The sequence below is a fragment of the Mycolicibacterium arenosum genome (assembly GCF_024320865.1).
GTDB lineage: Bacteria > Actinomycetota > Actinomycetes > Mycobacteriales > Mycobacteriaceae > Mycobacterium > Mycobacterium arenosum.
Map to the genome: position 1 here is coordinate 33,864 of NZ_JANDBD010000021.1, position 19,605 is coordinate 53,468.

Annotated in this window: 21 protein-coding genes; 12 read left to right on the forward strand and 9 right to left on the reverse strand. The window is 68.2% G+C overall.

Going from position 1 to position 19,605, the window contains the following annotated elements; genetic code table 11:
- Window position 1 precedes the first annotated feature (1 nt).
- The gene (gene ramB / locus NM203_RS32400; protein WP_255065149.1) at window positions 2–1,414 is read right to left on the reverse strand and encodes an acetate metabolism transcriptional regulator RamB; all 1,413 of its coding nucleotides are present in this window, start codon (window positions 1,412–1,414) and stop codon (window positions 2–4) included.
- A 119-nt stretch (window positions 1,415–1,533) separates the two neighbouring features.
- Between ramB and NM203_RS32405 the strand changes: the two genes are divergently transcribed.
- From NM203_RS32405 to NM203_RS32415, 3 genes are all read left to right on the forward strand, one after another.
- Window positions 1,534–2,310 carry an acyl-[acyl-carrier-protein] thioesterase gene (locus NM203_RS32405; protein ID WP_255065178.1) on the forward strand — a complete coding sequence of 259 codons (777 nt, stop codon included), beginning with the start codon at window positions 1,534–1,536 and terminating at the stop codon, window positions 2,308–2,310.
- Window positions 2,311–2,566: 256 nt separating this feature from the next.
- Window positions 2,567–3,853 (forward strand): isocitrate lyase, encoded by a 1,287-nt coding sequence (gene aceA, locus NM203_RS32410; protein WP_255065150.1) that lies wholly within the window; start codon window positions 2,567–2,569, stop codon window positions 3,851–3,853.
- Between the two features lie 65 nt (window positions 3,854–3,918).
- Window positions 3,919–4,773, forward strand: a complete 855-nt coding sequence (locus tag NM203_RS32415) for a 3-hydroxybutyryl-CoA dehydrogenase (RefSeq protein ID WP_255065151.1) — start codon at window positions 3,919–3,921, stop codon at window positions 4,771–4,773.
- 26 nt (window positions 4,774–4,799) lie between these two features.
- Here the strand turns inward: NM203_RS32415 and NM203_RS32420 are convergent, their stop codons facing one another.
- Complete coding sequence (locus NM203_RS32420; RefSeq protein WP_255065152.1) at window positions 4,800–5,669, reverse strand: polyphosphate kinase 2 family protein; 870 nt, start codon at window positions 5,667–5,669, stop codon at window positions 4,800–4,802.
- Window positions 5,662–6,378: a TetR/AcrR family transcriptional regulator gene (locus NM203_RS32425; protein ID WP_255065153.1), complete on the reverse strand. Its 717-nt coding sequence runs from the start codon at window positions 6,376–6,378 to the stop codon at window positions 5,662–5,664. The genes NM203_RS32420 and NM203_RS32425 overlap by 8 nt, the downstream gene beginning before the upstream one ends.
- A 97-nt stretch (window positions 6,379–6,475) precedes the next feature.
- On the opposite strand from NM203_RS32425, the gene NM203_RS32430 reads away from it, so the two are divergent.
- The 3 genes from NM203_RS32430 to NM203_RS32440 all read left to right on the forward strand — a co-directional run bounded on the left by NM203_RS32430 (window position 6,476) and on the right by NM203_RS32440 (window position 9,011).
- Entirely contained in the window at window positions 6,476–7,798 is a 1,323-nt protein-coding gene (locus NM203_RS32430) for a DUF445 domain-containing protein (RefSeq protein ID WP_408633452.1), read from the forward strand.
- A 93-nt stretch (window positions 7,799–7,891) separates the two neighbouring features.
- Window positions 7,892–8,338 carry a helix-turn-helix domain-containing protein gene (locus tag NM203_RS32435; RefSeq protein WP_255065156.1) on the forward strand — a complete coding sequence of 149 codons (447 nt, stop codon included), beginning with the start codon at window positions 7,892–7,894 and terminating at the stop codon, window positions 8,336–8,338.
- 61 nt (window positions 8,339–8,399) lie between these two features.
- A complete protein-coding gene (locus NM203_RS32440) occupies window positions 8,400–9,011 on the forward strand; it encodes a heparin-binding hemagglutinin (RefSeq protein WP_255065157.1) in 612 nt (203 codons plus the stop codon).
- Window positions 9,012–9,065: 54 nt separating this feature from the next.
- Here NM203_RS32440 and NM203_RS32445 read toward each other — a convergent pair whose 3' ends face one another.
- Window positions 9,066–10,085 carry an LmeA family phospholipid-binding protein gene (locus NM203_RS32445; protein WP_255065158.1) on the reverse strand — a complete coding sequence of 340 codons (1,020 nt, stop codon included), beginning with the start codon at window positions 10,083–10,085 and terminating at the stop codon, window positions 9,066–9,068.
- A gap of 27 nt (window positions 10,086–10,112) precedes the next feature.
- On the opposite strand from NM203_RS32445, the gene NM203_RS32450 reads away from it, so the two are divergent.
- From NM203_RS32450 to deoC, 3 genes are read left to right on the forward strand one after another with little or no spacing between them, the layout of a single operon-like run.
- Complete coding sequence (locus NM203_RS32450; protein ID WP_255065159.1) at window positions 10,113–10,415, forward strand: DUF2516 family protein; 303 nt, start codon at window positions 10,113–10,115, stop codon at window positions 10,413–10,415.
- Window positions 10,416–10,418: 3 nt separating this feature from the next.
- Window positions 10,419–10,823 carry a DUF2599 domain-containing protein gene (locus NM203_RS32455; RefSeq protein ID WP_255065160.1) on the forward strand — a complete coding sequence of 135 codons (405 nt, stop codon included), beginning with the start codon at window positions 10,419–10,421 and terminating at the stop codon, window positions 10,821–10,823.
- On the forward strand, window positions 10,823–11,530 hold the full coding sequence (deoC, locus tag NM203_RS32460) for a deoxyribose-phosphate aldolase (protein WP_255065161.1): 708 nt from the start codon (window positions 10,823–10,825) through the stop codon (window positions 11,528–11,530). The genes NM203_RS32455 and deoC overlap by 1 nt, the downstream gene beginning before the upstream one ends.
- Before the next feature lie 4 nt (window positions 11,531–11,534).
- Here the strand turns inward: deoC and NM203_RS32465 are convergent, their stop codons facing one another.
- The 4 genes from NM203_RS32465 to NM203_RS32480 form a co-directional block, all read right to left on the reverse strand.
- Complete coding sequence (locus NM203_RS32465) at window positions 11,535–12,503, reverse strand: LmeA family phospholipid-binding protein (RefSeq protein ID WP_255065162.1); 969 nt, start codon at window positions 12,501–12,503, stop codon at window positions 11,535–11,537.
- Window positions 12,500–13,336: a carbon-nitrogen hydrolase family protein gene (locus tag NM203_RS32470; protein ID WP_255065163.1), complete on the reverse strand. Its 837-nt coding sequence runs from the start codon at window positions 13,334–13,336 to the stop codon at window positions 12,500–12,502. Before NM203_RS32470 ends, NM203_RS32465 begins: the two co-directional genes overlap by 4 nt.
- A 10-nt stretch (window positions 13,337–13,346) precedes the next feature.
- The gene (locus tag NM203_RS32475) at window positions 13,347–14,138 is read right to left on the reverse strand and encodes a class I SAM-dependent methyltransferase (protein ID WP_255065164.1); all 792 of its coding nucleotides are present in this window, start codon (window positions 14,136–14,138) and stop codon (window positions 13,347–13,349) included.
- A gap of 68 nt (window positions 14,139–14,206) precedes the next feature.
- A complete protein-coding gene (locus NM203_RS32480; RefSeq protein ID WP_255065165.1) occupies window positions 14,207–14,716 on the reverse strand; it encodes a DUF2505 domain-containing protein in 510 nt (169 codons plus the stop codon).
- Between the two features lie 26 nt (window positions 14,717–14,742).
- On the opposite strand from NM203_RS32480, the gene NM203_RS32485 reads away from it, so the two are divergent.
- Both NM203_RS32485 and NM203_RS32490 read left to right on the forward strand, forming a co-directional pair.
- Entirely contained in the window at window positions 14,743–15,792 is a 1,050-nt protein-coding gene (locus NM203_RS32485; RefSeq protein ID WP_255065166.1) for a UDP-N-acetylmuramate dehydrogenase, read from the forward strand.
- Between the two features lie 100 nt (window positions 15,793–15,892).
- Window positions 15,893–17,206, forward strand: coding sequence for a L,D-transpeptidase (locus NM203_RS32490; protein ID WP_408633453.1), 1,314 nt, complete (start codon window positions 15,893–15,895; stop codon window positions 17,204–17,206).
- Here the strand turns inward: NM203_RS32490 and NM203_RS32495 are convergent.
- Window positions 17,203–17,955 (reverse strand): SDR family NAD(P)-dependent oxidoreductase, encoded by a 753-nt coding sequence (locus NM203_RS32495; RefSeq protein ID WP_255065167.1) that lies wholly within the window; start codon window positions 17,953–17,955, stop codon window positions 17,203–17,205. The genes NM203_RS32490 and NM203_RS32495 overlap by 4 nt on opposite strands.
- A 191-nt stretch (window positions 17,956–18,146) precedes the next feature.
- Here NM203_RS32495 and NM203_RS32500 point away from each other — a divergent pair, with 191 nt between their 5' ends.
- Window positions 18,147–19,454 carry an ROK family protein gene (locus tag NM203_RS32500; protein ID WP_408633454.1) on the forward strand — a complete coding sequence of 436 codons (1,308 nt, stop codon included), beginning with the start codon at window positions 18,147–18,149 and terminating at the stop codon, window positions 19,452–19,454.
- Window positions 19,455–19,605 lie beyond the last annotated feature (151 nt).

A 19,605-nucleotide genomic window follows, 5' to 3' on the forward strand; every position in this document is an offset into this window, starting at 1 on the left:
TTCACGTCCGCTTCACCAGGTACGGGGACACGGTGCTGCGGTGCTCGTCGAGGTCGAGGGCGCGGCCCAGCGTGGGAAAGGCGCGCTGCGGGCAGTTGTCGCGCTCGCACACCCGGCAGCCGGCGCCGATGGGCGTCGCGACCTCACTCGACAGGTCGAGGCCCTCCGAGTAGACGAGGCGGTGGGCGTGCCGCAGCTCGCAGCCGAGCCCGATCGCGAACGTCTTACCGGGCTGGCCGTAACGCGATGCCCGTCGCTCGACGGTGCGCGCCACCCACATGTACAGCCGACCGTCGGGCATCTGCGCGACCTGCACCAGGATCTTGCCGGGGTTGGCGAACGTCTCGTAGACGTTCCACAGCGGGCACGTGCCACCCGCCGACGAGAAGTGGAAACCCGTGGCGGACTGGCGTTTCGACATGTTGCCCGCGCGGTCGACGCGGACGAAGGACAGCGGCACGCCGCGCATCGACGGCCGCTGCAGCGTCGACAGCCGGTGGGCGATCGTCTCGTAGCTCACCGCGTAGAACGCCGACAGCCGCTCGACGTCGTAGCGGAAGTTCTCGGCGACGTCGTGGAACTGCCGGTACGGCAACACCGTCGCGGCGGCGAAGTAGTTGGCCAGGCCGAGCCGGGCCAGCGTGCGCGACTCGTCGCTGGTGAAGTTGCCCTCGTCGACCAGACCGTCGATCAGCGCCCCGTGCTCCAGATAGGCCAACTCCGCGGCGAGCTTGAACGCGTACTGCCCCGACGGCAGGTGCCCACCGATCTCGAGGGTCCGCGTCTCGGTGTCGTAGCGGTGAAGAACGTTGGCGCCCAGATCGATTCGCTTGATACGCACGTTGTGTACGGCCGTCAGCCGGTCGGACAGGTCGCGCACCAGATCGGCGCGGTGCATGCGCATCCGGACGGTGAGCTCCTCGGCGGCGGTGTCCAGTTCGTGGAGGTAGTTCTGCCGCTCGTAGAAGTAGTCGCGGACCTCCTCGTGCGGCATCGTGATCGCACCCGTTCCGCTGCCGTCCGAGAAGCGGTCCTCGGTGGCGGCGGCGAGCTGCGTCGTCGTCAGTCGGTAGCGCCGGTGCAGGTTGACCAGTGCGCGCGCCAGCGCCGGGTGCGCGCTCACGACGTCGGCCAACTCCGTCTGGTCCACCTCGACGCCGAGATCGTGGTCGAGCGTCACCTCACGCAACTCGGCGAGCAACCGGGTGTCGTCCTGCGAGGCGAAGAACGTCGCGTCGACCCCGAACACCTCGGTGATCCGGAGCAGCACCGCGACGGTCAGCGGCCGCACGTCGTGCTCGATCTGGTTGAGGTAACTGGGCGAGATCTCGAGCATCTGGGCGAGCGCCGCCTGGCTGAAACCGCGTTCACTGCGAAGCTGGCGAACCCGCGATCCGACGAACGTTTTTGCCATGTCAACCAGGATAACGACGGTGTGAAGGATCGCTTAGCAGTCTTGGCAGATCGGGGTGCTGTGGCAATATCCAGCAGGTGAGTACCCAGGGTGGACCCGGAACCGGCCTCGCCAAGCAGATGATGCCCGTCCCCGACCCGCACCCCGACGTCTTCGACACGCAGTGGCCGCTGCGCGTGGCCGACGTCGACCGCGAGGGCAGGCTGAAGTTCGACGCCGCCACCCGCCACATCCAGGACGTCGGCTCCGACCAACTGCGTGAGATGGGCTTCGAGGAGACCCATCCGCTGTGGATCGTCCGGCGCACGATGATCGACCTGATCGCGCCCATCGAGTTCAAGGACATGCTGCGGCTGCGCCGCTGGTGTTCGGGCACGTCGAACCGCTGGTGCGAGATGCGCGTCCGGATAGACGGCCGCAAGGGCGGCCGGATCGAATCCGAGGCGTTCTGGATCAACATCAACCGGGAGACGCAGGGGCCCGCCCGCATCTCCGACGACTTCCTCTCCGGTCTGCGAAGGACGACCGACGTCGACCGGTTGCGGTGGAAGGCGTATCTGAAAGCGGGCGGTCGTGACGACGCCGACGAGATCCGCGCCTACCCGGTGCGGGTCAGCGATATCGACATCTTCGACCACATGAACAACTCGGTGTACTGGAGCGTCGTCGAGGACTTCCTCGGCACGCAGCCGGACCTGTTGAAGGCGCCGTTGCGCGTCACCATCGAGCACGACCTGCCCGTCGCGCTGGGGGACTCGCTGGAGATCATCCGGCACACCCATCCGGCCGGGTCGACGGACAGGTTCGGCGAGGAGCTCGCCGACCGGACTGTTACAACGCTCACATACTCCGTCGGCGACGAGACGAAAGCCGTCGCGAGCATCTTCCCGCTCTGAACCGGTACACCTAACAGTACGACCGTACTGACCTGCGACTTTCGCTTACTGGACGGTAACTTCTGAACCGGTTCAGCTATCGACCACCTTCGCAATCTTCACAAGATGCTTGTACTGGTTGGCAAAACATGGCAGCTGAAACGGGTGGACCTGCATGTATGCGCTATGTCAAGCTCGATTTAGCACAGCAGTGAAGCTGCGGCGGCGTTAGCAAGAGCAGCCTGCAACGACCGTCCGAAAAAGTGAAGGAGTCACGATGTCCACCGTTGGCACGCCGAAGAGCCCCGAGCAGATCCAGCACGACTGGGACCACAACCCCCGCTGGAAGGGCATCACCCGTACCTACACCCCGGCCGACGTCGTCGCGCTGCAGGGTCACGTCGTCGAGGAGAACACCCTCGCCCGCCGCGGTGCCGAGGTGCTGTGGGACCAGCTCCACGACATGGACTTCGTCAACGCCCTCGGCGCGCTGACCGGTAACCAGGCCGTCCAGCAGGTCCGCGCCGGCCTCAAGGCCATTTACCTGTCGGGTTGGCAGGTCGCCGGCGACGCGAACCTCTCCGGCCACACCTACCCCGACCAGAGCCTCTACCCGGCCAACTCGGTGCCGCAGGTCGTCCGCCGCATCAACAACGCGCTGCTGCGCGCCGACCAGATCGCCAAGGTCGAGGGCGACACCTCGGTCGAGAACTGGCTCGCCCCGATCGTCGCCGACGGCGAGGCCGGCTTCGGTGGCGCGCTGAACGTCTACGAACTGCAGAAGGCGATGATCGCCGCCGGTGTCGCGGGCTCGCACTGGGAGGACCAGCTGGCGTCGGAGAAGAAGTGCGGCCACCTCGGTGGCAAGGTGCTGATCCCGACCCAGCAGCACATCCGCACCCTGACGTCGGCCCGCCTGGCCGCCGACGTCGCCGACGTGCCCACCCTGGTCATCGCGCGCACCGACGCCGAGGCCGCCACGCTGATCACCTCCGATGTGGACGAGCGCGACCGCCCGTTCATCACCGGTGAGCGCACCAACGAGGGCTTCTACCGGGTGCAGAACGGCCTCGAGCCGTGCATCGCCCGCGCCAAGGCCTACGCGCCGTACGCGGACCTGATCTGGATGGAGACCGGCACCCCGGACCTCGAGCTCGCCAAGAAGTTCGCCGAGGGCGTCAAGAGCGAGTTCCCGGACCAGATGCTGTCCTACAACTGCTCGCCGTCGTTCAACTGGAAGCAGCACCTGGACGACTCGACGATCGCGAAGTTCCAGAAGGAGCTCGGCGCGATGGGCTTCAAGTTCCAGTTCATCACGCTGGCCGGCTTCCACGCCCTGAACTACTCGATGTTCGATCTGGCCCACGGCTACGCCCGCAACCAGATGAGCGCCTACGTCGAGCTGCAGGAGCGCGAGTTCGCCGCCGAGGAGCGTGGTTACACCGCGACGAAGCACCAGCGCGAGGTCGGCGCCGGCTACTTCGACCGGATCGCCACCACGGTCGACCCGACCTCGTCGACCACCGCGCTCGCGGGCTCGACCGAAGAGGGCCAGTTCCACTAAGGGTTGATAGCGTCAGGCCCCGTCCGTGTCATGCGGGCGGGGCCTGACTGCTGTGAGGAGTACTTGTGACTATCGAACGAGTGGGCGTCGTCGGCGCCGGACAGATGGGCGGCGGTATCGCGGAGGTGTGCGCCAAGGCGGGCGCCGACGTGCTGGTGTTCGAGCCCACGCAGGAGCTGATCGACGCGGGGAAGGCGCGCATCACGGCGTCGCTCGAGCGGGCGAAGGCGAAGGGCAAGCTCGCGGCCGACGACTTCGAGGTGGCCGTCGGGAACCTGCGCTACACCACGAACCTCGCCGACCTGGCCGACCGTCAGCTCACCATCGAGGCGATCATCGAGGACGAGGCCGTGAAGGCCAAGGTCTTCGCGCAGCTCGATGAGATCGTCACCGATCCCGACGCCGTGCTCGCGTCCAACACCTCCAGCATCCCGATCATGAAAATCGCTGCGGCGACCAAGAATCCGGGCCGAGTACTGGGGCTGCACTTCTTCAATCCGGTGCCGGTGCTGCCGCTCGTCGAACTCGTCAGCACGCTCGTCACCACCGACGAGGCGGCCGCCCGCGTCGAGCAGTTCGCGGGGGAGACGCTCGGCAAGCAGGTGGTGCGCTGCAAGGACCAGTCCGGCTTCGTCGTCAACGCGCTGCTGGTGCCGTATCTGCTGTCGGCGGTCCGCATGGTCGAATCCGGCGTGGCGACCGTCGAGGACGTCGACCGCGCGATCGTCGCCGGGCTGTCGCATCCGATGGGCCCGCTGCGGTTGTCGGATCTGATCGGGCTGGACACCATGAAGCTCATCGCCGACGCGATGTACGACGAGCTCAAGGACGCCCACTACGCCGCGCCGCCGCTGCTGCAGCGCATGGTCGAGGCGGGTCAGCTGGGCAAGAAGTCGGGTAAGGGCTTCTACACCTACTGACGCCGAGCGCGCGCACTCGGCACAGATCAGGCCTGCGCCAGCCGGACCTTCTCCGCTTCGACGTCGAAATCGGCTGGTGGCCAGGCTAAGTCGAGTCCCTTCAACGCTTCGATCAGCAGCTCGAGAATCGCCAGGCGCGAGTACCACTTGCGATCACACGGGATGACGTGCCACGGCGCGTAGTCGGTCGACGTGCGCTCCAGCATCGCCTGATAGGCCTCCTGATACTTGGGCCACAGCAACCGCTCGTCGATGTCGGCCGGGTTGTACTTCCAGTACTTGTCCGGCCTGTCGAGTCGCTCGGACAGGCGCTTCTTCTGCTCGTCGAGTGACACGAACATCGCGACCTTGACGATCGTGGTGCCGTCGTCGACGAGTCGTTTCTCGAAATCGTTGATGAGTTCGTATCGCCCGCCCCAGACGTCCGGCGGCACCAGGTCGTGCACGCGGACGATCAGCACGTCCTCGTAGTGCGAGCGGTCGAACACGCCGATGTGGCCGGCGGCGGGCAGCTTCTTCTCGATGCGCCACAGGAAGTCGTGCGCCAACTCCTCCTCGGTCGGCTTTCCGAAGCTGGCGTACTGGATGCCCTGCGGATTGGCCGATCCGACAACGTGTTTGACGATGCCGCCCTTGCCCGCGGTGTCCATGCCCTGTAGCACCAGCAGGATCCTGCGGTGGTCACCAGCGCGGCTGCTGGCGTACAGCATCTCCTGCAACTCCGCGTACCGCGCGTTGCGTTCCTCCTGAAGCGCCGGCGCGTCGCTCTTGGAGCCCCTGAACCCCGGAGTGGCGTTGGTGTCGATCGCGGCGACGGAGTCGCCTGGCTTGAACTCGAGGTGGATGTGCGGCTCGTGAGTCCACAACTCGGGGAGGTCGGAGGAGGAGTCAGTCACGCGCTAAGTCAAGCAGCTGCGGCGGGAGCACAGGAGACGGATGCGCCATCGAGTTGAACTTCTCCAGCGATCCGCCGACCTCGACGATTCCGCACAGCGCATTCCACGACAGCATCGTCAGGTAGTCGATGAGCTCGTCGGACGTCATGCGCGGATTGGACATCCACGAGTGCGTTGCGAGCTGGACGCCGCCGACGGTGTGGAACGCCCACGGCGCGGCGCCGCTGGTGTCCATGCCGAACTCCGCCATCCGCCTGCGCAGCATCACCGCGAGCATGCGCGCGATGATCTGCTCGGAATCCGCGACGGCTTTGCTCTTGCTCGCCGAGCTGTTCGCCATGACGAACGGGTAGATCTCCGGTTCGGCGGCGACGGTGTCGACGTACACGCGGATGATCTCGCGGGTGAGCGCGAACCCGTCGAGATTGGCCTTCAACGCGGAGGCCATGTTAGGGATCAGCGTGGTCTGCGCGAAGCGCATCATGACGGCGGTCGTGAGGTCGTTCTTGTCGACGAAGTATCTGTACAGCACGGTCTTCGAGACACCAATCTCGGCGGCGATCTCGTCCATGCTGACGTTGCTGCCGCGGCTGCGGATGGCGTCGAGTGTGCCGTCGACCAGTTCGTTGCGCCGGTCGACTTTGTGCTGGTGCCAGCGTCGCTTGCGTCCATCCGTCTTGACGGGTTTAGCCGGAGTCTGTGATGCCACTTCTGTGCTGTTCTCTCCCCTGGGTGGCTTTCATGATAGCCGCGGTTACATGTAACCGCTGTCACGGTTGGGTGGCTTCAGCGCGCGATGGGGGAACATGTACGACGTGACCCACCGAACGGCCGACGGCACGCGCCGAGGCTTCGCTGAATCGTTCGCGGGAGCGGACTCCGCAGCCGACGCCGAGCGGGCGCGTGCGCTGCGCCGGATGAAGCTCGTCGCGCTGAGCTTTTTGCTCGGCGCCACCGTGATCTTCCTGCTGTGCTCGTGGGCCCAGCGCAACGACGACGCGGCCGCCTGGGTCGGCTACGTGCGGGCAGCGGCCGAAGCAGGCATGGTCGGCGCGCTCGCCGACTGGTTCGCGGTGACGGCGCTGTTCAAGCACCCGCTGGGCATCCCCATTCCGCACACCGCGATCATCAAGCGCAAGAAGGACCAGCTCGGCGAGGGTCTCGGTGATTTCGTCCGGGAGAACTTCATGTCGCCCGAGGTGATCGGCACCAAGGTGCGCGATGCGGACGTCGCCGCCCGGACGGGCAAGTGGCTCGCGGATCAGCGCAACGCCGAGCGGGTCGCCGGTGAGGTGTCCACGGTGCTGCGCGTGCTGGTCGAGATGCTGCGCGACGAGGACGTCCAGCAGGTGCTCGACCGGATGATCGTCAAGCGCGTCGCCCAACCGCAGTGGGGCCCGCCGATCGGCCGGGTGCTGAACTCGCTGCTGGAGGAGGGCCGCCAGGAGGCGCTGCTGCAGTTGCTCGCCGACCGGGCGTTCCAGTGGTCCCTCAACGCGGGCGAGACGATCGAGCGGGTCATCGAGCGCGACTCCCCGACGTGGTCGCCGCGCTGGGTCGACAGCCTCATCGGCGACCGCATCCACCGCGAGCTCATGGACTTCACCGATAAGGTGCGCCGCAACCCCGACCACGAACTGCGCCGCTCGGCGACCAAGTTCCTGTTCGAGTTCGCCAACGACCTGCAGCACGACGACGCCACGGTCGAGCGCGCGGAGCGGGTCAAGGAGCAGATCCTGGCGCGTGACGAGATCACCCGCGCCGCGGAGACCGCGTGGACGACGGCCAAGCGCATCATCCTGGAATCCGTCGAGGATCCGTCGTCGACGCTGCGGGCCCGGATCGAAGACTCCGTCGTGCACATCGGGGAGTCGCTACGCGACGACTCGGAACTGCGCGACAAGGTCGACAACTGGATCGTCCGGGCCGCTCAGCACCTGGTCAGCCAGTATGGGACGGAGATCACAGCGATCATCACGGAGACCATCGAGCGGTGGGACGCCGAGGAGGCGAGTCGGCGCATCGAACTTCACGTGGGTCGTGACCTGCAGTTCATCCGCATCAACGGCACCGTGGTGGGCTCGCTGGCGGGCTTGGTGATCTACTCCGTAGCCCAACTAATGTTCTGACCTGCGCTAGCAGGCGCTTGCAATTGTTAGCACCCGGTCGTACGGTGGTGTACGTAAGCACACCGATTACCGACGACGAAGGGGGCAGACGCGATGTCTCAGGACGAGAACCTCGCAGCTGTCGTCAGCAACGCGGCGCAGGACATCGGGAGCTTCATCCGAGCCAAGCGCGAAGCCGCGCAGGTCTCGGTGCGTCAACTGGCTCAACAGGCCGGCGTCAGCAACCCCTACCTCAGCCAGATCGAGCGGGGCCTGCGTAAGCCGTCCGCCGACGTGTTGAGCCAGATCGCGAAGGCGCTGAGGCTGTCCGCCGAGGTGCTCTACGTCCAGGCGGGCATGCTCGAACCCAGCGAGCCCAGTGAGGTTCGGGACGCCATCGTCGGCGACATCGCGATCACCGAGCGTCAGAAGCAGGTACTGCTCGACATCTACCTGTCCTTTGTCGAGCAGAACGCCGCGCTGACGCCGGGCACCGAGGCCATCGAGGCCGGAGTGCTCGACGTCGAAGTAGCGACTGATGAGGGGACTGCCTCTGACTGACGACTGTTGTTCCCCGCATTGATCACCAAACACCTGAATCACCCGTAGGAGAGGAATCACCATGGCCGAGAAGACCACCCAGCCGACAATCGAAGACCTGAAGGCTCCGCTGCTCGCCGCCGTCGGCGCCGCGGACCTGGCGCTCGCCACGGTCAACGAGATCGTCGCCGCTCTGCGTGAGCGTGCCGAGGAGGCCCGCACCGACGCCAACACGCGCGTCGAAGAGGTCCGCACCAACATCACCAAGCTCCAGGAGGAGCTGCCCGGTCAGGTCGACGAGATCCGTGGCCGTCTGAACGCCGACGAGCTGCGCAAGGCGGCCGAGGGCTACGCCGAGAACGCGACCGCGACGTACAACAAGCTCGTCGAGCGTGGCGAGGAGGCGCTCGCGCGCCTGCGCAGCCAGCCGGCGCTCGAGGAGGCCGCGAGCCGCGTCGAGAGCGTCACCGATCAGGCCGTCGAGCTGACCCAGGACGCCCTGGGCACCGTGGCCACCCAGACCCGCGCGGTCGGCGAGCGCGCCGCCAAGCTGGTCGGCGTCGAGCTGCCCAAGAAGGCCGAGAAGGCCGCTGCGCCGGTCAAGAAGGCCGCCGCCAAGGCGCCTGCCAAGAAGGCGCCGGCCAAGAAGGCCCCCGCCAAGAAGGCGCCGGCCAAGAAGGTCACCCAGAAGTAAGACGCATTTCCACGATCAGGACGGTAGCCACCCGGCTACCGTCCTGATCGCTGTCTAGATGCCCTGGTAGCACTCGTTGTTCTGGCCCTTCGGAATCTCCGTGTTGGTCGACGAGAGCACCGCGGTGATCCCGGTATCGGTCACCGTCACGCTCTGCGGGCGGATGCCGAGCGGCAGATCGTCCTCCATCCCGTCGGAGAACCTGTCCACCAGCAGCTGGAACGACTCGGTCGGCAGCGGCTGGTCGCCGAGCAGCGGCAGTGAGAAACCGGCGTCGGTCGGGGTGAGCTTCAGCTTCCCGTTCTCGACGGTCGGCTTGACGCTCAGGTGCCCCAGCGTCCCCGAGAGCTCGATGACACCGGCCGACGGATCGGTCTTCACCTCGGAGACCAGGTTCTTGCTGGCGCTCTCGATCAGGGGCTGCGCGAAGGCGATCAGCCCTGTGGGGAGACCGCCGTACTGGGCGAACGCCTCCTGCAGCGCGGTGACGAGAGCGGGCCCCTGATCCTGCACCGTCTGCGTGATGCCCGCGGACGTCCACGTGATCGTGACCGTCATGGCACCGATGGTGCCCCTGGAGTCGGTGCTGTCGGCCAGTCGCACGTCGTCGAGGCCGATGTCGGCCTTCATCCCCCTCATGTCGCGAATCCGATCGCCCCCGGTGGAGATCGAGATGTTCCCGTAGTGCTTGTTCAGGTGCTGCCACAGGAACGGCGTGGCGCCGCCGAACGACGCGGTGGCGGAGTCCTGGACGACGCAGGCCGCGATCCCCGCCACCACGTTGCCCGCCTTATGGCGTGCATACAGTTCCACGCCGACGACGCCGGCGATCGCCAGGGCGACGACGATGACCACGGCGAGGACGATCGACACTGGATCGCGAAACAGCCGCGTGAACCGGCCACCGCGATCCGCCGGCGGTGGCGGGGGCGGTGGCGGCGGTTCGGGTGGCAGCTGCGTCGTCGGGGCGGCCTCCGTCGGCGGTTCCGGTGGCAAATGCTGCGTCGGCGGGTCGCCGGCCGGCGGCTGCGGAGCGGACGGCTGGTCCGGCGGCGGGGCCCAAGGATCGGTCACGCCGCGATTCTGCCTTAGGCTGAGAGTGTGCAGCTTGAATCCCTGACGGTGTACGTCCTCCTCGCCGTCTATCTCCTGGTGCTCGTGCTGTCGGTGTACTCGCTGGTGCACGGGGGCATGCAGCGCGCCGACGCGTACACCGCGGCGGGCAAGCTGACCAAGAACGCCTGGATGGGGATCCTGGGCGGCGCGGTCCTTCTCACGGTGCTCGCGCTGCTCGGGTTCAGCGGCCTCGACATCCTCTTCGTCTCCGCGGCGGCGGTCGCCTCGGGGGTCTACCTCACCGATGTGCGACCCAAGCTGCTCGACGTCCAGGGAAAGTCGCGATAAGCCATGCGGCGCATCCTGTTCGCGGCCGTCTTGGCCGTCGGCTTCGTCCTGAGCTCTGCGGGCACCGCGGCTGCCGACGCCGGTCCGCCCTACATCGCGCACGCCGAGTGGGCCAAGTGGGGTGACCTGTCCAGCCTGCGCGTCTACCCGACCGCCGCCGGGCGCGCGGCGTCCGCGCAGCCGGGTTCGCAACCGGCGGCCGACGAGGCGTGGGCCGAGGTGCTCGCACTGGCGCCCGACGCCGCGATACCGGGCATGAAGGAGCAGTTCGACTGCCACTGGTGGGTGGCCGAGCTCGCCCAGCCGGGCAAGACGAGCTGGAACCTCGAACCGTGGCGCCCCGAGGTCGGCTCCGCGCAGATGGCCGCCGCGCACTGCAATCCGGGTGGCACGGAGGAACCGTTTTAGTGGGCGGTACCGGGGCGAGCGAAGCGACGGGGAGACGATGGAGTCGCGCGCACGTCGCGGCGCTCGTCGACCACACGCTGTTGAAACCCGAAGCCACCCTGCTCGACGTCGCGAACACGACGCGGGAGGGCCGCGCGCTCGGGGTGTACGCGGTGTGCGTCTCGCCGTCGATGGTGACGGCCGCCCGCGACGTGGCCGGCACCGGCCCCCTCATCGCCGCCGTCGCGGGTTTCCCTTCGGGCAAACACCTTTCGGCGATCAAGGCGCGTGAGGCACAGCTCGCGGTCGCCGACGGTGCGGTCGAGATCGACATGGTGATCGACGTCGGCGCCGCAGTGCTCGGCGACGTCGACGCCGTGCACGCCGACATCGCCGCCGTCCGCGCCGCGGTGCCCGACGCCGTGCTCAAGGTGATCGTCGAGTCCGCGGCTCTGCTCGACCTGGCCGGCGAGAAGCGGTTGATCGACGTGTGCCGCGCAGCGGTCGACGCCGACGCCGACTTCGTCAAGACGTCGACGGGTTTCCACCCCGCGGGTGGTGCGTCGGTGCGCGCGGTGGAACTCATGCGGGAGACCGTCGGGCCGACAATCGGCGTGAAGGCGAGCGGCGGCATCAGGACCGCCGCCGACGCCGTGGCGATGCTGGACGCCGGCGCGTCCCGGCTCGGGTTGTCCGGGACGCGCGCGGTACTCGACGGGCTGGGGTGAGCGGTTAGAGGTCTGCCAGGCACTCGTTGCTGTTGCCGTCATTCGAGATCGTCGCGTTCTGCGTCGAGAACTTCGCGACGATGCCGGCCTCGGTGACCTCGATGCTGTCGGCCTTGATGTCCAACGGGTAGTTCTTGTTCAGATCGTCGGTGAAGGAGTCGAGCTCCTCCTGAATGTCGTCGCGCGGCAGCGCGAAGCCGAGCCCGGTCAGATCCTCGATCTCCAGCGCGATGCCGTCGTCCCTGGTGATCGGTTTGATGGTGACGCCCGCGAGTCCGCCGCCCACCTCCACGGTGCCGTTGGACGGGTTGAGCTTGACGTCCGACACGACGCTGCCGATCACCGGGATGAAGCTCTCGATCGTCTGGCTGATCCCGTCACCGGTCCAGGTGATGGTGGCGTTGAGCGCTCCGATGGTGCCCTTCGAGTCGCCGCCGTCGGTCAGCTTCAGGTCCTCGATCTCGATCTCGGCCTTCATGCCCTTCGCCTGCCGGATGTTGTTGCCGGCGGTCTCGATCGAGATGCTGCTGTACTCGTCGTTGAGGTACTGCCACAGGAACGGTGGAAAGGTTCCGAACGACGCCGTCGCGCCGTCCTCGACGATGCACGCGGCGGCCGTCGCGATCTTGCTGTTGCCCTTGTTCCGGGCGTAGAGCTCGGCGCCGATGACCCCCGCGATGAGCAACGCGAACACGATGACGAGGATCAGGACGATCGAGAGGCCGCGCTTCTTCTTGGGCGCGGCAGGAGGAGTCGCCTCGCCCTCGACCGGGGGTTGTTGCGGAGGCGGCGGGTACGACGACGGGGGCGGCGGCGGGTACGACCCCGGCGGCTGCTGGTACTGCGGAGGGAACTGCTGCGTGGCGGGGTCCGGGTACTGGCCTCGCTGGGGGTACTGCTGCGGCGGAGGTTGCCCCTGGCCATAGGGATTCGGCTGCGGCTGCTGTGGTGGACGCCCCCATTGATCACTCATGTTCGGGATTCTGCCCTACCGGACTTGGCGTTATCTTGCGATGCGAAGACAGCTCGGTTACGCAGGACGGCGATGCTGTCGCGGGCGGCGTCTACCGCCGCGAGGTCCAGGTCGGTCACCACCAGATCCGGGTCGGCGCCGGCCTGCACCAGCACCTCGCCCGTCGGGGAAGCCACGACGCTGCCGCCGACGCCCGTCGGGCCGACCGCGGCGATCTCGTCGCCGGGGTAGGCCTGATCGACGGCGGCCACGATGCTGGTGGTGTCCAGCGCCCGCGCTCGAGCGAGCAGCGTCCACTGTTCGAGCTTGCCGGGCCCGGAACCCCACGACGCGTGCACGGTGATCAGCTGCGCGCCGCGCCGCGCCAGCTCCACGTACAGCTCGGGGAAGCGGACGTCGTAACAGGTGGTCAAGCCGACGCCGACGCCGTCGACACTGATGACGACTGGCTCGGAACCCGGTGCGACAGTGTGTGATTCGGTGAAGCCGAACGCATCGTAGAGATGGATCTTGTGGTAGTGCACGTCGAGGTCGGCGTGGGATCCGGTGGCGATGAGGGTGTTGGTGACGCGGCCGTCGGTGCTCGGGCAGAACATGCCCGCGACGACCGTGATGTCGTTGCGGGCGGCGATGGCGCGCACCCCCTGCGCCCACGGCCCGTCGACCGGTTCGGCCACGGGTCCGAGCGGAACGCCGAACCGGCACATGGTCGCTTCGGGGAACAACACCAGGCGGGCGCCGGCCTCGGCGGCGCGGCGTGTGCAGTCCTCGACGAGTTCGAGGTTGGCCCGCGGCTCAGCGCTGGATTGAACCTGAGCCAGGGCGATACGCATGTTCGCGAGCCTACGTCTGCAGGTACGTCCACGGCACCGTCAGCACCCCGTCGCGCATCCGACGCCGCGGTGGGTCCACCGGCACGCCGTCCGCGGCCAGCAGGTCGAGCATGGCCCGCCAGCGCACCCGTGGGCCGAACACCCCGTGCCCGGCCGCGGTGGCCCACGCGCGGTCCGCGGCGAGCAGCAGCGCGTGGATGGGCTCACCCGGCACGTTGCGGTGGATCAGCACCTTGGGCAGCCGCTCGGCGAGGTCCGACGGCCGGTCGATCGAGAACGGGTCGCACGCCAGCGTGAGGCTCAGCGGTCGCCGCTGGTCGAGCAGAACCCATGCGCAGTGCCTGCCGAGCTCGTCGCAGGTGCCGTCGACGATGAGACCGCCCGGCGCGAGCTGCCGCTGCATCGTGGCCCACGCATCGGCCACGGCGTCGACGTGGTACTGCCGCAGCACGTTGAACGCCCGCACCAGAACGGGGTGCAGACCCGCGAGTTCGAAACCGCCGAGCCCGAATTCGACGTCCGGCGTCGACCCCGCGAGGTCGCGCGCGGTGCGTACGCGATCGGGGTGGATTTCCAGGCCGACGACTCGCAGATCGGGGCGGACGGCGCGCAGCCGGGCGGACAGCTCGAGCGTCGTGACCGGCAGGGCACCGTATCCGAGGTCGACGACGACGGGGTCGCTTGCCGACAGCAGGGCGGCGCGTACGCCAGGCGCGTGGATGAGCCAGCGATCGCTGCGGCGCAGCCTGTTGTAGCCGGTGGTCCCGCGCGTCAGCTGCCCGACGACCACCGGACCACTCATGGCCAGCGATTTTAGTGCGGGAGCAGGGATTTCGCGGGACCCACGCCGGACAGCGAAACGGCCGGCCCTCAGATGCCGTTGATCCAGTCCGTGGTGAAGCGCTGCTCGGCGATCAGCAGTTCGGCCAGTTGGTTGCCGACGAACTTCTCCACCTTGCCGCCGACCAGGGGGATGCGTACCTCCACCGTCGCCGAGAACTCGAGGCGCGCGCCCGCCCCGTCGTCGGTGGGCCGCAGTTCCGCCGTACCCGAAAGCCTCGCGGGCGCACCCGGAATCGACCCCTTGACGATCGCGCTCGCCCGGCCGTCGACGAACGGCCCCCAGGTTTCCTCGCGCACGAAACTGAGGTCCCCGTGGTGGAATTGGCTCACCACGCCGGGGAGCCGGTCCGCCCGCAGCGTCTGCGTCGTCACGATGTCGATGCCACCGTCGGCGGTCCGGTCCATGGCGTCGAGCGTGGCCTTGTCGGCCCCGGAGCCTGCCAGCCGCGCCAGCCAGTACCGCTCATCGCCGAACGTCCGGTAGACCAGTTCGACGGAATCCCCGTACTCGGTTGCCATGTCGAAGGAACGCGGCATAGGTAGTCACGCTACCGTTACCGCCCGTGGACGGTTCGCAAACGGGGGGCGCGGCGGTCCAACGGTACGTTCCGCTGGCACCGCTGACCACGTTGCGCGTCGGCCCCGTCGCCGAGCGGTTGATCACCTGCGAGAGCACCGAGCAGGCGGTCCAAGTCCTGCGCGAAACGGCCGACGAGAAGGTGCTCGTCCTGGCGGGCGGCTCCAACGTCGTGCTGGCCGACGATCTGGCCGGACTGACCGTCGTCCTGCTCGCCAACACCGAGATCACCGTGGCCGGGAATCTGGTCCGCGCCGAAGCGGGCGCGCAGTGGGACGACGTCGTCGTCACCTCGCTGGCGTACGGCCTCGGCGGGCTCGAATGCCTGTCGGGAATTCCGGGGTCCGCGGGCGCCACCCCGGTGCAGAACGTCGGCGCGTACGGTGCCGAGGTCGCCGACACCATCTCGCGCGTGCGGCTTTTCGATCGGCGCACCGGATCCGACGCCTGGGTCGCACCCGGCGAGCTCGGATTCGGCTACCGGCACAGCGTCCTGAAGAACTCCGATCACGCCGTCGTGCTTGAGGTCGAGTTCACCCTCGACGCCTCGGGTGCGAGCGCACCGATTCGGTACGGGGAGCTGAGCCGCGTGCTCGACGTCGAACCGGGGGAGCGGGCCGACCCGCACCGCGTCCGCGAGGCCGTGCTGGCGCTGCGCGCGGGTAAGGGCATGGTGCTCGACGCCGCCGACCACGACACCTGGAGCGTTGGCTCGTTCTTCACCAACCCGGTCGTCGACCCCGAGGTGCTGGTCGGGTTGCAGGCCGAGCACGGCGACGTGCCCCACTACCCGGCGCCGAACGGAGTCAAGCTGGCTGCGGGCTGGCTGGTCGAACACGCCGGATTCGGCAGGGGCTATCCGGGTGAGGACGCGCCCGCCCGGCTGTCGACGAAACACGCGCTGGCCATCACCAACCGCGGCCAGGCCACGTCGGCCGACGTTCTCGCACTGGCCAGGACGGTGCGGGACGGGGTGCGGGCCGCGTTCGGCATCGATCTCATCCCCGAGCCGGTTCTCATCGGCGCCGACCTTTAGGTGGAACTCGACACACCGGGGCGGTGTATCCCCTGTTAGGGGTCATTGCGGGGGAGAACCGGTTCGGTCGTCGGCGGTTCGCTCGGTAGCCTTGGTCCACGTGAGCATCAACCGGCGACAGGCCCTGACCGCGTTCGCGGTCGGCGCGTCCGGATTCCTGGCCGCGTGCAGCGACAAATCGGCGACGTCGTCGAACCCCACGCAGACGACCGACGCCGCGAAATCCCCGGTCATCACCTTCAATCCCGCGAACGCCACCACCGATGCGGTGCCGACCGGCAAGGTGGGCGTCGAGGTCGACAACGGCTGGCTGCAGAAGGTCACGCTGACCAACCCGGACGGCAAGGTGGTCGCGGGCGCGGTGAACCGCGAGCGCACGGCCTACACCGCCACCGAGCCGCTCGGCTACGGCGTCGAGTACACCTGGGGCGGCTCAGCGGTCGGCGAGGACGGCAAGGCCGTGCAGCTCACCGGCAGCTTCACCACGGTCGCGCCGCAGGTGAAGGTCAGCGGTCAGTTCCAGCTCGCCGACGGCCAGGTGGTCGGCGTCGCGGCACCCGTCATCCTGCAGTTCGACGCGTCGATCAGCGACGAGAACAAGGCGACCGTCGAGAAGGCGCTCGTCGTCACCACCACACCTCCCGTCGAAGGCAGCTGGGCGTGGCTGCCCGACGAGGTCGGCGGATCCAGGGCGCACTGGCGTACCCGCGACTACTACCCGACCGGGACCAAGGTCCACGTGGCCGCCAACCTCTACGGCGTCCCCTTCGGCGACGGCGCGTACGGCGACCAGGACGTCACGCTGGACTTCGAGATCGGCCGCAGGCAGGTCGTCATCGCCGATGCGAACAGCCACCGCATCCAGGTGCTCGACGGCGCGGGCGCGGTGATCATGGACTTCCCGTGCAGCTACGGCGAGGGCGACCTGGACCGCAACGTCACCCGCAGCGGCATCCACGTGGTCACCGAGAAGTATGAGGACTTCTACATGACCAACCCCGCCGCCGGCTACGCCAACGTGCACGAGCGCTTCGCGGTGCGGATCTCCAACAACGGCGAGTTCATCCACTGCAACCCGAACAGCATCGGCTCGCAGGGCAACACCAACGTCACCAACGGCTGCATCAACCTGAACCTGGAGAACTCGGAGCAGTACTTCAACAGCGCGGTGTACGGAGACCCCGTCGAGGTCACCGGCACCCGGATCAACCTCTCGTACGCCGACGGTGACATCTGGGACTGGGCGGTGTCGTGGGACGAGTGGACGGCGATGTCGGCGCTGACGTCGCAGAACCCGCCGCCGAACATCCCGGTATCGGCACCCGCGACGCCCACCGACGCGCCCTCCTACTCCGGCACGCCGACCACCGAGCCGCCGAGTGCGAACACGCCGCAGCCGGCGCCGGGCGGCTAGTCCGCCCTGCGGTTCCAACGGCCCCACGGCGCCTGGTCGCGCGGCCTCATCACGATGACGTCGAGGTCGACGTGCGACGGACGTGACGCGACGAATCCGATGACCTCGGCGACGTCCTGCGCCACCAGCGGTGTGATGCCCCGGTAGACGTTGTCGGCGCGCTCCTGATCGCCGTCGAAGCGCACCAGGGAGAACTCCGTTTCCACCGCGCCGGGCGCAACCTCGGTGAGCCGCACCGGTTTTCCGAGCAGTTCGCCGCGCAGCGTGCGGTGCAGCGCGCCCTGGCCGTGCTTGGCGGCGGTGTAGCCCGAGCCGCCGTCGTAGGTTTCGAAGGCGGCGATCGACGTCAGCGTGACGATGAGTCCGTCGCCCGATGCGATCAGCTTCGGCAGCAGGGCGCGCGTCACCCGCAGGGTGCCGAGCACGTTCGTCTCGAACATCCAGCGCCAGTTGTCGAGGTCGGCGTCGGCCACCGGCTCGAGTCCCTTGGCCCCGCCCGCGTTGTTCACCAGCACGTCGACGCGGTCCAGCTGATCGGCGAGCGCTTCCACCGCCGCGTCGTCGGTGACGTCGGCCACAATGGCGGTGCCGCCGAGCTCGCGCGCGACCGCTTCGATCCGGTCCGCCCGACGGGCCACGCAGACCACGTGAAAGCCGAGTCCGGCAAGGGTTTTGGCGGTTGCTTCACCGATGCCTGAACTGGCGCCGGTGACCACCGCCACGCGTTGCTGAGCTGCTGGAGTCGCCATTCACACGACTCTAGTAGTCGTGCTACCTTCTCTTCGTGTCCACCAGTCAGGCTGCCCGCATCGCCGTTCGGCGTGCGTGTTGTTGTCGCGCTTCTCGTCGCGCCTGACTGATCGCGGACTACATGTCGTCCTTCTGAGTCGTCGGGTGCGAGGCCAAGACCCCGCCGACAACTCCCCCGAAGGACACCCCCGTGAGCACTCCCACCACCGCTCGTCAGACCCCGATCGGCATCGCTTCCAAGCGTGGGCGGGCCGGCCAGACCTCGCCTATCACCTCGAGGCGTCAGCCTCAGAACCGCAGGCACCACCAGGTGGTGGCGCCGTCGCTGCGTGTGCCCGACGCCGCCGCCGGTTCCGTCTTCGGCGCCGCGCGGCTGCGCGGACCCATCGCCCGCGACAGCATCGCCAACGTCACCGGGCTGTCCATCGCCACGGTGAACCGCCAGGTCACCGCGCTGCTGGAGTCAGGGGTGCTGCGTGAGCGCGCCGACCTCGCCGTCTCCGGCGCCATCGGCAGGCCCCGCGTGCCCGTCGAGGTCAACCACGAGCCGTACCTGACGCTCGGCGTCCACATCGGCGCGCGCACCACCAGCATCGTCGCCACCGACCTGCTCGGTCGCACCCTCGACGTCGTCGAGACGGCGACCCCGCAGGGCCCGCAGCGCGCGGCGTTGCAGACGCTCGCCGACAGCGCCCGGCGCTACCTGAGCCGTTGGCACCGCCGTAAGGCGCTGTGGGTCGGCGTCGCTTCCGGCGGGGTCATCGACACCTCGACCGGCTACCTCAGCCACTCCCGACTCGGCTGGACCGACGCTCCGGTGGGTCCGGTGCTCGCCGAGGCGATCGGCCTGCCCGTGTCCGTGGCGTCGCACGTCGACGCGATGGCCGGCGCCGAACTGCTGCTAGGCGTGCGCCGCTCGAACACGCCGACCGCCACCAGCCTCTACGTGTACGCCCGCGAGACCGTCGGCTACGCCCTGTCGATCGGCGGCCGCGTGCACTCGCCTGCGAGCGGCCCCGGCACCATCGCGGCGCTGCCCGCGCAGTCCGAACTGCTCGGCAACTCGGGCCGCCTGGAGTCGACGGTCAGCGACGAGGCGGTGCTGGGTGCGGCGCGCAAGCGGCGCATCGTGCCCGCCGATGGCCCGTCGTCGACCATCGGCGGCGTGCTGCGCGCCGCCCGCCAGGGCAACGAGGGCGCCGTCGAGCTGCTGTCCGAACGCGCCCGCGTGCTCGGGGAGTCGGTGGCCATGCTGCGCGACATGCTCAACCCGGACGACCTCGTCGTGGGTGGGCAGGCGTTCACCGAGTACCCCGAGGGCATGGAGCGCGTCGAGGCCGCATTCGCCGAGCGCTCGGTGCTCGCGCCTCGTGACATAAGGGTGACGGCGTTCGGCAACCGCGTGCAGGAGGCGGGCGCGGGCGTGGTGGCGCTCGGGGGCATCTACGCCGACCCGGTAGGTGCCATGCGCAGGGCGCAGCGCGCCGAAAGCGCGTGATTTCGGCGCGCTTTTCCGGACTGAGATCCGTGTGGTGTCTCGGGACATCGCGTACACATATGTCTCAGGACATCGCGTACACCGATGATGCCGGTTGAGGCTCGCGGGTGCGGTAGGTCCGGGTGGATTTGTCGCCGCGCTGGTAGTTGCA

Bases quoted from the DNA above. Each gene is read 5' to 3' on its own strand.
- ramB (WP_255065149.1), bottom strand. From the start codon at position 1,414: ATGGCAAAAACGTTCGTCGGATCGCGGGTTCGCCAGCTTCGCAGTGAA.
- NM203_RS32405 (WP_255065178.1), top strand. From the start codon at position 1,534: ATGATGCCCGTCCCCGACCCGCACCCCGACGTCTTCGACACGCAGTGG.
- aceA (WP_255065150.1), top strand. From the start codon at position 2,567: ATGTCCACCGTTGGCACGCCGAAGAGCCCCGAGCAGATCCAGCACGAC.
- NM203_RS32430 (WP_408633452.1), top strand. From the start codon at position 6,476: ATGTACGACGTGACCCACCGAACGGCCGACGGCACGCGCCGAGGCTTC.
- NM203_RS32435 (WP_255065156.1), top strand. From the start codon at position 7,892: ATGTCTCAGGACGAGAACCTCGCAGCTGTCGTCAGCAACGCGGCGCAG.
- NM203_RS32440 (WP_255065157.1), top strand. From the start codon at position 8,400: ATGGCCGAGAAGACCACCCAGCCGACAATCGAAGACCTGAAGGCTCCG.
- NM203_RS32455 (WP_255065160.1), top strand. From the start codon at position 10,419: ATGCGGCGCATCCTGTTCGCGGCCGTCTTGGCCGTCGGCTTCGTCCTG.
- NM203_RS32465 (WP_255065162.1), bottom strand. From the start codon at position 12,503: ATGAGTGATCAATGGGGGCGTCCACCACAGCAGCCGCAGCCGAATCCC.
- NM203_RS32470 (WP_255065163.1), bottom strand. From the start codon at position 13,336: ATGCGTATCGCCCTGGCTCAGGTTCAATCCAGCGCTGAGCCGCGGGCC.
- NM203_RS32475 (WP_255065164.1), bottom strand. From the start codon at position 14,138: ATGAGTGGTCCGGTGGTCGTCGGGCAGCTGACGCGCGGGACCACCGGC.
- NM203_RS32480 (WP_255065165.1), bottom strand. From the start codon at position 14,716: ATGCCGCGTTCCTTCGACATGGCAACCGAGTACGGGGATTCCGTCGAA.
- NM203_RS32495 (WP_255065167.1), bottom strand. From the start codon at position 17,955: ATGGCGACTCCAGCAGCTCAGCAACGCGTGGCGGTGGTCACCGGCGCC.